This is a genomic window from Streptomyces sp. NPDC127068 (assembly GCF_042724695.1).
Classification (GTDB): Bacteria; Actinomycetota; Actinomycetes; order Streptomycetales; family Streptomycetaceae; genus Streptomyces.
In genome coordinates this window covers 82,043-93,878 of record NZ_JBHXEN010000025.1, presented here as the reverse complement: position 1 = coordinate 93,878, position 11,836 = coordinate 82,043, and the positions used below count along the sequence as shown (strand labels likewise).

At 70.0% G+C, this 11,836-nt stretch carries 14 protein-coding genes; 12 read left to right on the top strand and 2 right to left on the bottom strand.

Annotated elements, in window-relative coordinates; all coding sequences use genetic code 11:
* Positions 1–84: 84 nt before the first annotated feature.
* Positions 85–501, top strand: coding sequence for a winged helix-turn-helix transcriptional regulator (locus tag ACFWIA_RS17875; protein WP_387005765.1), 417 nt, complete (start codon positions 85–87; stop codon positions 499–501).
* Positions 502–1,487: 986 nt separating this feature from the next.
* On the opposite strand, the gene ACFWIA_RS17870 is transcribed toward ACFWIA_RS17875, so the two are convergent.
* Both ACFWIA_RS17870 and ACFWIA_RS17865 read right to left on the bottom strand, forming a co-directional pair.
* Complete coding sequence (locus ACFWIA_RS17870) at positions 1,488–2,180, bottom strand: HAD family hydrolase (RefSeq protein ID WP_387005762.1); 693 nt, start codon at positions 2,178–2,180, stop codon at positions 1,488–1,490.
* Positions 2,177–3,031, bottom strand: a complete 855-nt coding sequence (locus ACFWIA_RS17865) for a GntR family transcriptional regulator (protein WP_387005759.1) — start codon at positions 3,029–3,031, stop codon at positions 2,177–2,179. Before ACFWIA_RS17865 ends, ACFWIA_RS17870 begins: the two co-directional genes overlap by 4 nt.
* Positions 3,032–3,549: 518 nt before the next feature.
* Here ACFWIA_RS17865 and ACFWIA_RS17860 point away from each other — a divergent pair.
* The 11 genes from ACFWIA_RS17860 (at position 3,550) to ACFWIA_RS17810 (ending at position 11,825) form a co-directional block, all read left to right on the top strand.
* On the top strand, positions 3,550–3,999 hold the full coding sequence (locus ACFWIA_RS17860) for a protein kilB (protein ID WP_387005756.1): 450 nt from the start codon (positions 3,550–3,552) through the stop codon (positions 3,997–3,999).
* A 161-nt stretch (positions 4,000–4,160) separates the two neighbouring features.
* Positions 4,161–4,547: a hypothetical protein gene (locus ACFWIA_RS17855; RefSeq protein WP_387005753.1), complete on the top strand. Its 387-nt coding sequence runs from the start codon at positions 4,161–4,163 to the stop codon at positions 4,545–4,547.
* On the top strand, positions 4,544–5,017 hold the full coding sequence (locus tag ACFWIA_RS17850) for a Pycsar system effector family protein (protein ID WP_387005750.1): 474 nt from the start codon (positions 4,544–4,546) through the stop codon (positions 5,015–5,017). Before ACFWIA_RS17855 ends, ACFWIA_RS17850 begins: the two co-directional genes overlap by 4 nt.
* On the top strand, positions 5,014–5,355 hold the full coding sequence (locus ACFWIA_RS17845) for a hypothetical protein (protein WP_387005748.1): 342 nt from the start codon (positions 5,014–5,016) through the stop codon (positions 5,353–5,355). The genes ACFWIA_RS17850 and ACFWIA_RS17845 overlap by 4 nt, the downstream gene beginning before the upstream one ends.
* On the top strand, positions 5,352–6,245 hold the full coding sequence (locus tag ACFWIA_RS17840) for a DUF2637 domain-containing protein (protein ID WP_387005745.1): 894 nt from the start codon (positions 5,352–5,354) through the stop codon (positions 6,243–6,245). Before ACFWIA_RS17845 ends, ACFWIA_RS17840 begins: the two co-directional genes overlap by 4 nt.
* A complete protein-coding gene (locus ACFWIA_RS17835; RefSeq protein ID WP_387005743.1) occupies positions 6,242–6,580 on the top strand; it encodes an RRQRL motif-containing zinc-binding protein in 339 nt (112 codons plus the stop codon). Before ACFWIA_RS17840 ends, ACFWIA_RS17835 begins: the two co-directional genes overlap by 4 nt.
* Positions 6,581–7,935: 1,355 nt before the next feature.
* Complete coding sequence (locus ACFWIA_RS17830) at positions 7,936–8,247, top strand: hypothetical protein (protein WP_387005740.1); 312 nt, start codon at positions 7,936–7,938, stop codon at positions 8,245–8,247.
* 76 nt (positions 8,248–8,323) lie between these two features.
* Positions 8,324–10,432: a hypothetical protein gene (locus tag ACFWIA_RS17825; protein WP_387005738.1), complete on the top strand. Its 2,109-nt coding sequence runs from the start codon at positions 8,324–8,326 to the stop codon at positions 10,430–10,432.
* A gap of 190 nt (positions 10,433–10,622) precedes the next feature.
* Positions 10,623–11,072: a hypothetical protein gene (locus ACFWIA_RS17820; RefSeq protein WP_387005736.1), complete on the top strand. Its 450-nt coding sequence runs from the start codon at positions 10,623–10,625 to the stop codon at positions 11,070–11,072.
* Positions 11,073–11,082: 10 nt separating this feature from the next.
* Positions 11,083–11,349, top strand: coding sequence for a hypothetical protein (locus ACFWIA_RS17815; RefSeq protein WP_387005734.1), 267 nt, complete (start codon positions 11,083–11,085; stop codon positions 11,347–11,349).
* The gene (locus ACFWIA_RS17810; protein WP_387005732.1) at positions 11,343–11,825 is read left to right on the top strand and encodes a hypothetical protein; all 483 of its coding nucleotides are present in this window, start codon (positions 11,343–11,345) and stop codon (positions 11,823–11,825) included. Before ACFWIA_RS17815 ends, ACFWIA_RS17810 begins: the two co-directional genes overlap by 7 nt.
* The last annotated feature ends 11 nt before the right edge of the window (positions 11,826–11,836 follow it).

Below are 11,836 nucleotides of genomic sequence, written 5' to 3'. Positions count from 1 at the left end.
TCGTCAGTGGGTCAGGGTGCGCCCATCGTCGGTCCGGGCGACGCCCGCCCGGAAGAAGGCACTTATCTGATAGCGAGGTTCCTCATGGATACCGGCTTCGACCTGAGGCGACACGGAGGCGTGGAGGTCTTCCTCCGCGACTGCCCCACCCGTGCGGTGCTGGAGCTGATCGCCAGCAAGTGGACCATGCTGGTCCTGGTGGTGCTGGAGGACGACCGGCCCGTGCGGTTCGCCGAACTGCGCCGGCGGTTGGACGGCGTGACCCCGAAGGTCCTGACGCGGACCCTGCGCGCACTGGAACGCGAGGGGCTGCTGACCCGCACGGTGTACCCGACGGTGCCGCCGCGCGTGGAGTACCGGTTGACCGACCTCGGCCGGGAGCTGGGCGAACTGGTGCAGGGCATCACCGACTGGTCCCGCACCCGCCTCACCGCGCTCCGGGCCGCCCGCGAGGAGTTCGACGAGCGCACCGCCCCCGGGGCCCCGGACGCCACCCCCTGAGAACGCGCACCCCGAGCACGCAGAAGGGGCGCCCCGGACTCGGGGCACCCCTTCTGAACAGCTACTTCTTCCGACCAGCTACATCGCTGGGCGCTGCGGAGACGGTGGGATTTGAACCCACGGTGACATCGCTGCCACGACGGTTTTCAAGACCGACCGGGCCACCGTAGCTCTACCTGGTCTGACCTGCGCGTTCGGCTTGCCGAAACGTCCAGGGCCCTGCCTTGGCCCGTGTATGGCCCACAAGACAGGACGACGGCTACGGTTCGCCCGTTGACCCTCCGTCCGGCGGCCCGTTGCGCCACACGCGCTGGACCAACGGGACAGCGACAGTGACCACGGCAGCCGAAGTACCAATAGGTGCTGCCAACTCAGGGAAGGCCGCTACCAGGGCCACTACGGTCAGCCCGATCCCGCCGACGCCAAGCAGGGCAAGACATCGGTTGCGCGAATGGCGCTTGTCGCAGGCCTCTCCACCTGGCTGGTGGTCAGGACAGACCTCAGAGTGCGAAGTCTCCGGGTTCGTAGGTACGGTCATGACTAGACCTTTCTCGCTGAGGGACAGGTCGGGGCGGCTCCCGTGCCCGCGGGGGCCGCCTTTTCTGCGACCACACCGCCCCGTTAGCCGGCAATAGTGGCAGCCCCTTCGCCGACCGCCAATCTGGTTATCCACAAGATGTGTGGATAACTTGCCCACAGCTGTGCATAAACCCCGATTATCTGTGCATGACCCGGTGGACAAGCTTCTGGATAACCGAAATCAAGAGCCGCGACAAGGGCGATGACCTGCGAGAACAGCCGTATACAGACTGTGGACTAAAAAAACTTCTCAGAGTGACCAGGGTTACGCGACGTGAAAGCGGAGGGCCTTATTCCATTTTTACGTCTATCCGCGTAGACATTCCGAGCGGGGGCGAATTTTACTATCTGCGACTGCCAATGCCGCCCCTTCGGAAGAGCCGAAGAGGCGGCATTGCACACGAGCTTCAACCAACCGGTCCGGCGTCGACCACAGCGCTCGCGAGGGCAGTCATGGAGTCTGTCACCACGGCTGCACCGGCCGCGGCCAGCTTCGCCGGCTTGTGGGGCTTGTTGGCGTATCCGATGGTGGGCATGCCGGCTGCGGTGCCGGCTTCGACGTCCCGTGCCGCATCCCCGATGAACACGCACGCGCCAGCGGTCGCACCCGCCGCGCGAATGGCGTCGTGGAGCAGCCGCGGGTTGGGCTTCATCGAGGACGGCTCACCGGATACCCGACCGAACACGCCCGCCACCAACTGGTCGAGCTGGTGCGCGGCGAGGTACTCGGAGATGGCGGCCCCAGCGTTGTTGCTGACCATCCACACGGCGCGGCCGGTGTCCTGGCACACGCGGAGAAGCGATTCCGCACCCGGGGTGGGGCGGGCGACCCTGACCGCCTCCTCTTCGAGTTGGGCGAGGTACGCGTCAGCCTGGGGCGTGAGCACGGGTCGCTCGTCGGCAACGGCGCGGAGGAGGACGAACGGGTCGGACTCGCCCGCCCAGGCCGCTGGCAGGTCATCAGCCTCCTTGGCCAGTGAGCCGTACAGAAGTCGGGCGACTTCGGCAGCGGGCAGACCCGCGAAGACCGAGCACACCGGGCCGTCGAAGTCGAGAAGAACATGCCGTGCCGGCCGAAGGACGGTAGCCAACTTCGTCATGCCTGAGCCTCCCGTTCGTAGGCGATGGTGTCCCACACGCTGTCGAACCAGCGTTGCGCTTGCTGGACGTACTGCGACCCGATCGACGCGTCGTCCGGCCCGGAGGAGTGGGTGAACAGGGTGGTGTCCTTCCCCGTGATGTCGAAGAAGGAGTAGGACTGCCCCTCGTAGGCAAGGGTCCGTTCCCGGAGCGGGTAGAAGCCGAAGAAGGCTTCCCGCCCGTTCAGGATGTAGAGCTTGAAAAGGCTCGACGCCCGGTGCACCCGGACCTCGACCCGCGCTGACTTCACCAGTCCGTACTCGGCCAGTACCTCGACGGAGTGCTTGATGCCGCCCGCGTTGGTGACTCCGATGTTGTGGGCCCGCTTGCGCAACGCTTCCTCATCACGCAGGCCATCCACGGACACCGGGACGCCCATGGGCTCCGTGGCGTCCGGCAGCAGCAGACGGACCGTGATGGACTCCGGCGCCACCCGACCGGAACGGACCTTGTCCAACGGTTCCTGCATGGCGCTGTACAGCGTCTCGCTAGAGAACCCTGCGAAGTCGATCGTGACGGCGGGCTCCTCGAACGCGGCCTCAAGGTGCGGACGGAGCCCAACCGGCCGCTCGGTGCGCTCCCGCACGAAACTGCCGCTGCCCTGGCGCGTGACGATCAGCCCTTCACCGCGGAGGAGATCGAGAGCCTTGTCCACCGTGCCTCGCGCCACGCCGTAGCGCTTAGCGAGAACGGGACCGGATGGGAGCTTGTCGCCCGGTACGAAGCCTTCCTTGCGGGTGAGGATCGCGGCGCGCAGCACGCTGCTGACCTGCTGATACGGGGGGCGCGGGTCGTCCGGGTCGAGGCTCATGACTCAATGCTAGGGCACATGACCAACAATCCCGAGTCACCCAACCCTCTTGACCTGCCTAAGCAGGTTGCCTATGTTGAGCGTGTCGCCGAAACCAGGAGGGGAGGCGACGGAGGGGCCTTCTTCGGGCTGCTCCGATGTAGAAGGCGGGGACGCTGCAATCCCGCTGAAGGCCAGGGGACAGGGCTTCGGCCCGACTGGCGAGGTGGCCCGGTGACCGCGAGCAACGGCCGGAGGGTGGGGCTCTATGCCCTCTTGCAGTGAGTTTTCGTGTTGTCGCAGTTCAACTGCCTGATCAGAAGGCTGATCGATGGCTGACAGACAGCTCAGGGTGCCGCTTGCTTCCCGGACTGGACCGGGCGGCGCCGAGACGTATCCGGTCCGGTCCTCTTCTTCCGTTCCGCGGCGTTGACGCCGCGGCCGGCTGCCTCTCCCGCCTGTCCGGCACTGCCTCACCGCGGTGGCCGTACGGGCGGGGGTGTGGGGAGCCGGAGGTACCGGCCCCGTAGGGGGTTGTGATGATCATTGCTCTGTTCGCCGTGGCGGGCACCTTGTTGGGTGCGGTGACCACGGCGTTGCTTCAGCAGCGTGGGGCTCGGGCGGAGCGTCGGGCCGCCCATGCTGATCTGGACCGGCGGGAGCGGATCGCCGCGGTTGCCGCTCTGGTCGCCGCGTTGACGGACCACCGCCGCGCGATGTGGATGCGGGAGTCCCTGCGCCTGGCCGGTGCCCCCGCGGTCGAGTACGACACGGCCCGGGCTGACTCGCACGGCACTCGGTCGGCGATCTCTGCCCCGCTGGTGACCGTGGAGATCCTGGCCCCCGCCCTCGCTACCGCCGCGGGCACCGCAACCGCGACGGTTTACGCCCTGCGCGGCGCCGTCGACCGGCACGAGCTGGACCGGTTGCGCGCTGCGGCGATCGCAGCCGCGGACGACCTGGTCCGCGCCGCCGCCTGCACCACCTGACCCTTCACCGGTCGTCGGATCAGATCCGGCCCGGGGCACCGACCGCGACCACGCGGTCCTTCTCCCGCCCACGTTCGTGTGGCGGCACCTCCTGAACGGCGCGGCCCCGGTGGGCAAACACCGGGGCCGCCACGAGCCGTTCCCGCTGAGAGGAACAACCCGTGAAACACATTGTGGCCGGTCACGTGGCCGCTGACACCACCGACTTCATCGAACTCGCCATGGGCACCCCCGTGGAACTGTGGCCGGGTGACGAGACCCCGCTGGAGCAGATCGAAAGCGCCCTCGGCACCCCGATGGATCTGTGGCTCGGTATCGAGAACGAGTCCCCGCAGGAGCGGGAGGCGCGGTTGGACGCGGCCCGGGACATCCTGGCCGACACCCCGCACCTGGCCGACGACACCCTGCGTCTGGCCGCCCGGATCATCGAGGACCACGCCCCCGACCTGTTCAACGTCGTCGCCCTCCCCCAGCGCCCCACCCATCCCACCCGTCCCACCCGTCTGGGCCGTCTGGGCCGCGGGGTGCGGAAGGGGACTGCGGCATGAGCGCGTCGACGTTGGATGAGCGGGTGGCTTCCGCACACGAGGAGGTGCGGGCGGAGATCGCCCGCACCGACCAAAAGGCGGGTCTCCTGCTGGCGTTCGTCGGGGTGCTCCTGGCCGGGGCCCTGACCGTGGCCACCAGTACCACCTCGACCCGAGCACCGGCGTCCGCCCTGGCGGTTGGCGGAGCGGGTGTGGTGTTCCTGGTCATGGCGGCGGCGGTGGCGTTGTGGGTGGTGCGCCCGGTCCTGGCACGTTCCGCGGTTGGTGGGTTCCCGTGCTGGGCCACCCTCACCCCCGAAGACCTGTTCGCCCACATCACCCTCGACCGTCGGCTCCGTGGCATCGGGGCCCTGTCGCAGATCGCGGTGGCCAAGCACCGGCGGTTGCGTCGTGCGGTCGACTTGATCGCCGTGGGTGGCGCACTGCTGGCCACCGCAACCGCCCTCACCGTCCTCGGGGGTGTCCGGTGAGCGACACGACCGTGTTGGCGGGCCTGTCTGCGTCGTTGGCGGCGCTGCGGGTGCTGGCTGTGGACTACGGGCATCTGCCCGCCCCGGACGTTCAGATCGGTGATCTGTTCCCGCACCGGCTGGAGCTGTCGTTCCACGGCGGCGATGGGCTGGCCGCGTTCGAGGCGTGGCGGCAGGCCCTGGACGTCGACCCGTACACGGTGTCCGTGGTGACCCACTCCGGGGGCGAGGGCCGCACGTGGGCGTTGGCCGCGACCACCACCTTCGCGGGTGCCGTGGTCCTGCTGATCGCGTGCATGGACTCGGCCAGGCCCAGTGGAGAAGCGGGTGCAGCATGAAGCTGAACCGCAAGGGCAAGACCCTGCTCGTCCTGGCCCTGGTCGCTGTCGTCGCGATGGCATTCCGCGTGTCCTGGAACGCGTTGCGGGACGTGGCGCGGGCAATCGGCGCGGATGACACCGCGGCGACGCTCTACCCTTTCGTGGTCGACGGGTTGATGGCACTCGCGTTGGTCGCGACGCTGGTGCTGGTCGGGCCTGATCGCAGGTTCGCGTTGCGGGTGCTGGGCACCTACACGCTCGCGTCGCTGGTGCTGAACTACGTCCACGGTCTCGTGCCCGAACTCCACGGCAGCACGGTCGACTGGGGCAAGCTCGCCGACTGGCCCCCCGCCAACTACGCACTCGTGCTGCTGGCCACATCCCTGCCGGTCGGGGCGATCTACTTCGGGTCCGACCTGGTCGCCAAGATCCTCGACCACCGGCCGGACACGGCCCCTGTCGAGTCGGTGTGCGGGCCGGACGATGACGCATCCGCACACCACCCGCACACCCCCACACACCCCACCGACCAACCCCCCACCCTGGACGCCCCAGCGGTGGAGGCCCCGGCGTTGGAGGCGGCATCTGCGCAGGTCGCGGACCGTGTGGGCCCTGTGCGGGAGTTGGACCCGCACACCCCGCACACCATCCGCACGGCCGACGACACCACGGCTGAGGGGGAGCTTCGGCAGGCGCAGTTCGAGGATGCACAGTTGGAGCGGACGCGGCAGGACGCACGCCGTGCGTACAGCGAGTCCGCACAGGCGGGCCGCCCGCTCAGTGCGCGTGCACTGGGTGACGCGTTCGGCATGAGCGAGTCGTGGGCGCGCAAGCAGATCCTCGCCGTCCGTGGGGAAGAGCCCACCCGGCCGCAGCTGAGGGCCATCGACACCATGGCCGTGTCATGACCGCCCTCCCCGTCTACCCCTGGCGCTACGCGCCCGAGGGGTTGGCGACCCGCCGACAGTTGCGGGCCGCCGGGTTACGGCCCGGTGGGCAGGACGTCGTCGCGCAGCTTGAACGGCCGCGCTGGCGGCGCCGCCCGCTGGTCGCCTACCTCTACCGCGTCGACCGGGCCCGCCCGGTCCGCCCGATGACCCCGGGACGACGGGCTGCGCTGGAGAAGGCGAACACCGCCCGCCGCACCTGCCCGCAGTGTCGCCAGGACGCCGGATACGTCATCCCCACCTCGCTCGGCACCTGCGTGTCCTGCGCCTACCCCGACACCCAGAACGCCGCGTGACCTGCGTTCCCGTCAACAGGCCCGGCCGGTCACCTCGACAGTCCCCGGCCGGGCCCTCACTCCGAAGGAGTGTTCCTAGCATGACGGATACCGTCATCACCGTGGTGCCGGAAGCACCACCTCCCCCTGCTTCTGCTCCTTCTCCTGCTGCTGTGCAGGGCCATGCTCTGTTGCCGGGTGTGCCGATCGCGGTGGCCGGGGCGAACGCGCTCGGTGCGGTGGCCGCGGGGTCGATGGCTGTCGCCGGGCCGGTGGGATTGGCTGCGGCCGGTGCCATGGTGGGGGTAGCCGCGTCCGCGGGACTGGCCCGCCGTCTATCTCGCCGTACCAGCAAGAAGACGGGGATGGACTTTCCGTCTCGTCGCCCCGCGGGGGGCGGTGCGGGACGGGTGCCCACGCCCACGTCGGTCGCGAAGTCGGCTCCGGTGGGCGGGTTGCGAACGGCTGCCGGTGCTCGTGCGCCGCGGCCGTCGGCGAGTGGGCTGCGGTCCGCGGCCCGTACGAACAACTCCCCGACCACACCAACCCGGACTCCTCGGCCCGGGACTCCCCAGGCGCGCGTGCCGCAGACGCCGGCCCACGGTACGGGAGGGCGTACGACCAACCCTGTGCGTACGAAGGCGCCGGCCCCGTCCGGCCCTGCGCCGGATAGGGCCTCTGGTCTGCGGTCTGTGTCCCCGTCGGCCCGGTCAACCGCCCCGCCCACGAAGCCGGCCGGCACCACGAACGGCGTGCAGTCGCCTCGTCGTGCACCGTCACCCAGCACCTCGGTTCGAGCGGCTGGTTCGACGGATGCCGGGGGTGCTTCTGGTCGTGCGGAGCGGGAGGCCGTGCGGTCCGCGCGGCGGGTCGCCAAGGGCGTCGCGAAGGCCCATCGGGAATCCGGGCTCGACCACACCGGCGCACCGCTCAAGGCCCCGGCCCGGCCGGGTGGTGCGAGCCGGGCGCAGAAGCGGGCGTTGCGGCGGTCGGCGGTGCGGCATGCGGCTCGGTTGGCGGGTGCGGGTGCGGTGGCTGCCGGGGTTGGTGTGGTGTCGGGGTTGTGGAACGCGAAGCGACCCGGGAAGGCGTTGGGTCACATGCGGGCGGTGTGGCGGCGGCTTGCGGGGCGGGCCCGGCGGGTCCGTTCGGCGCGGGATGCCGCGATCTTGGGCAAGGCCGGTCCGGGTCAGGTCGCCGTGCCCGACTCCACCGTCAACAACCCCCGCCGCACCAAGCCCCAGGCCAAGGTGCCCGTTGTCTCGGGTAAGGGCGCTCTGCGGCTTGTGCTGGGTAGGACTGATCACTCTGGAGGCACTGTGTCCGACGGCACTTCGACCCCTGGGTTTGCTCGTCTGTCTGACGCGGCTGAGGTGATGCTTCAGGCCGCGTCGACGTTCGACCCGGAGCACATGACCGAGTTCCAGACGTTGGTGGACGATCTGCCTGCCGCGATGGGGACGGTGCAGGAGACGTTGCGGGTCTTGGCGGAGCTGTCCGACGAGAAGCTGCCCGTGGACCCGCGGGTGGTGGAGGAGATCGGGGAGGGCTACCGGGCGATGAGCAAGGTCGTCCACGCCCTCGAAGAGGTCGGGACCGTCTATCGGCGCGTTCACGCCGAGGACATCGAGCGCAACGAGAACCCCCGCAACGGCATCGACGGCGAGCGTCGCTGGAACGTCGGCTAACCGCCCGCGCCCGACGCTCCGGGCCGGTCCCCGCACCTGCGGGGACCGGCCCTTCCTCGCTCTCGAAGGGATCACCGTGAGCAGCAAGAACAACAGCAAGAGCAGTGGCGTGAAGGGCGGGCGGGTCGATTGGCGGGCGGGTCATGGCCTGTTGACCGGGACCTTGAACGCTTCGACCGGGACGCTCGTGGCGACGGCGCTCGCCCACACCAGTGGGATGCCCGCCGGGTGGGTGCTCGCCGCCGGGGCCGCGGGTGCTGTCGGGACGACCGCCACGGGACTGCGTAAGCGGATCACCGCGGCCACGATCACGTTCCGGGCCGGTTGCTGGGCCGCGGCGGGAACGTGGTCAGCCTGGGCCCTGAGCACGGGCGGCCCCATGTCGCTCGCGGCGGTCGGGGCGCTGACCGTCGGGGGCGTCACCGCTGGCACCCTCGCCGTCGGGTTCGCCGCCCACGAGGAAACCGAGCAAGCCCGGCGCCGAACCCTGCTGTCCATCGGCACCCGGCGTGCGCTCGCCGTTGAGTGGATCGACCGGATCACCCGCGTCTGCCGCGTCGAGAACGTGACGATTCCCGGCATCGAGCATTGGCCGTCCGGCATGGGCTACACCGTCGAGGTCGAGTTGCCCGAGGGCGGTACGACCCGGCGGGCGATCGCGGACCGGTCCGACGCGTTGGCGTCCGACCTCGACCTGCCCGACGGGTGCGGCCTCCAGGTCCTGCCCGGTGTCTCCCGACGCAGGGTCCTCATCGAGGTCGCGACCAAGTCCTACCGCGGCCAGGAACTCCCCTTCCCCGTGGACGAGGTCGAGGAGAGGACCACGGTCAACAACCCCGTTCCCGTCGCCTTGTTGTCGGACGGAGGTCGGTCGGAGTTGGACATGAGGCAGGCATCCACCATCGTCACCGGGGCGACCGGCACCGGGAAGACGAACTGGCTCCACACGCTCATCGCCCGCCTGAACCAGACCAACGACACCCTCATCTGGGTCATCGACCTCAACGGCGGCTCCCTCGGCCTGCCCTGGCTCCACGCCTGGCACGAAGCCAACACCAGCAACGACCTCGACGCGGCTGACACGGTCCCGGTGCCCGGCGTCGACTGGCTGGCCTCCACCCCCGCCGAAGCGAAGCTGATGTTGGAGGCGGCCGTTCGGATCGCGAAGTCCCGCAAGGTCACCTACCAGGACCACATGCGCGCCGAAGACGACGACAAGCTTCCCGTCTCCCCCGACGTCCCGGAGATCGTCATCGTCGTGGACGAGGGCGCCGAGGTCTCCGCGACCCGTGAGGCACGGGCCGTGATGGCAGGGATCTCCGAGGTCATCCGGATCGCCCGCGCCATGGCGATCCGCGCGGTCGTGTCCGTGCTCCGCGTCACGCAGGATGTTCTGCCGGACCCGATGGTGCGGAAGATGGCGTCCAACCGGGTCTGCACCGGCACCACCGAAGACGCCGAGCTGGGGCACGTCTTCGGGTGGCGGGCCCTCACCGCGGAGAACAGCTTCTCCGGGCCCGGGTCCATGCTCGTCGGCACCGAGGGCAAGCAGCCCAAGACCGCACAGCAGTGGCGGATCACCCCGTCCGCCATCGAGGCCGTGTGCGCGGCAACCGCCCGCCGCCGGCCCGCGCTCGACAAGCCGTCCGCGGACGCAGCCGGACCCGCCTACACCGACCGCTGGACCCTGCCCCGCTGCGGCCACCTCTGGCCCCAACCCGCCACCACCCCCGCCGGGGGCCAGCCCGGAACGCAGTCCGGGGTGCAGCCGGGGCCGCAGTGGAAGGCGACCGCCGGATGGGACCACCCCCGCCCCACCCCCGACGTCACCACCCCCGGCCCGGACGAGTTGGAAGCGCTCTTCCAACTCCCCGCCGCCACCCGCAACCCCGACGACACTCAGCCGGATGCGGGTACCGACTGGTCCGACCCGAGCACATGGACCACCGGACGGGACCTCGAACAGCCCGACGCCCGGCAAGCCGCGCTCCGCTTGCTCATCAACGCCGGGCCCGCCGGCACCGGAGCATCCGCCATGGAACGCGCCCTCAAGGACACCTTCGGTACCCGCCGCCCCGTCATCCAACGGTGGCTGAAGGAGTGGTCCGAAGCGGGCGAGATCAGCCGCGTCGGAGAGGGCAGCAAGGCCCGCTACGTCCACCACCAACACCTCGACAACAGCTGACCTGTCACCCACCTGTCACCCCGCAACCACTCCACCCCACCATCGCGCCCGACGCCTGAAACCCCCCTGTGACCTGCGAGTTACAGGTGACAGACAGGTGACAGGTGACAGGCCGATGACAGGCCCAAGTGACAGGTGAGTGACAGGCCCTCCACTCGCCCTCGGTCCCACTCACGGAAGGCACCAACCCGTGCATGACGCGTACGAGATCACCACCCTGAACCACACCGCACCGGGCCCCGCCGCCGGCACGATCGACCTCCCGCCCGGCGTCCAAATCGTCACCCTCCCCAACGGCACCCGCACCCTCGCCTACACCCACCCCGCGCAGCAACTGCCCATTCCGGTTACGGCCCCGGCGCCGATCCCCGCGTGGGCCAAGACGACCGCGCTCCTCGCGCCGACCGTCGGCGGGGGTATCGCCGCCGCTGGTGTCGGCCTCTCCTACGCCACCCCGGGACTGATCGCCATGAGCCACGCCCTGTGCTCCGCCGCGGCGCTCCTCGTCGTCGCGGTCATCGCCGTCCCCGTCATCCTCCGCACCACCCGCCGGACCCCGACCGCCTCCACCCAAATCACCCAGCACGTGACCGCGAACGGCCTGTTCGGCCGCGCCAACGGAACCATCAACCACCGCTGAGGAGAACACATTGCCTTCACGTCAACCCGCCAAGCGCACCCGCACCAACCCGGCCGCCCGGACCTCCCGCGCTGACGGAGCCGAGCCCGTAGAGATCCGGCTCATCGCGCGCGACGGCCTCGCACAGACCTACGCCCACCAGATCGCCGCCGCGATCCCCGGGTGCCCCCCGCCCTCGTTCTACCCCTCCCGGAAGACCCCCGGGCGCACCCTCGCGTACCTCCGGTTCACCGTCACCACCCCGCCCGCCCTCGACGCCCCGGAGGCATCGTGCTGACAGCGATCATCGCGGTGCTCGGCACCCTGGCCGGTGGCGCACTCGCCACCTACACCCAGCACGTGACCGACCGGGCCGCTCGCTCCGAGCGTCGCCAGCAACAGGTCACCGACGCCCTGCTTGCCCTGCTGGACGCGATACTGCGCTACCGGGAAGCACACTGGCTGTTGGTCGACGCCCTCAGGGCCGGCCAGCCCGAAACCGCCGACCACGTCGCCGAGCGGTTCCGGCTCCGCACGGAGATCACCGTCGCCCGGGACCGCCTCGCGCTCATCGCCCACGGCACCCCCCTCGTCGACCTGGGCGAAACCGCGGCATGGGCGGCAATCGAGCTGAGCGACATCCCCCTCGACACCGCCCACGGCGAGCGGTTCTCACCGGACACCGAGGCGGCACTCACCGCCGGACGCGAACGCAGCCGCGACGCCCACACCGCCCTCCGACAAGCAGGAAGCACCTACCTACACACCCTCTGAACAAGTGAGGG

What these genes read in the sequence shown, in the direction of transcription:
- ACFWIA_RS17875 (WP_387005765.1), top strand. Translation starts at nt 85, where the DNA reads ATGGATACCGGCTTCGACCTGAGGCGACACGGAGGCGTGGAGGTCTTC.
- ACFWIA_RS17870 (WP_387005762.1), bottom strand. Translation starts at nt 2,180, where the DNA reads ATGACGAAGTTGGCTACCGTCCTTCGGCCGGCACGGCATGTTCTTCTC.
- ACFWIA_RS17865 (WP_387005759.1), bottom strand. Translation starts at nt 3,031, where the DNA reads ATGAGCCTCGACCCGGACGACCCGCGCCCCCCGTATCAGCAGGTCAGC.
- ACFWIA_RS17860 (WP_387005756.1), top strand. Translation starts at nt 3,550, where the DNA reads ATGATCATTGCTCTGTTCGCCGTGGCGGGCACCTTGTTGGGTGCGGTG.
- ACFWIA_RS17850 (WP_387005750.1), top strand. Translation starts at nt 4,544, where the DNA reads ATGAGCGCGTCGACGTTGGATGAGCGGGTGGCTTCCGCACACGAGGAG.
- ACFWIA_RS17840 (WP_387005745.1), top strand. Translation starts at nt 5,352, where the DNA reads ATGAAGCTGAACCGCAAGGGCAAGACCCTGCTCGTCCTGGCCCTGGTC.
- ACFWIA_RS17835 (WP_387005743.1), top strand. Translation starts at nt 6,242, where the DNA reads ATGACCGCCCTCCCCGTCTACCCCTGGCGCTACGCGCCCGAGGGGTTG.
- ACFWIA_RS17830 (WP_387005740.1), top strand. Translation starts at nt 7,936, where the DNA reads ATGCTTCAGGCCGCGTCGACGTTCGACCCGGAGCACATGACCGAGTTC.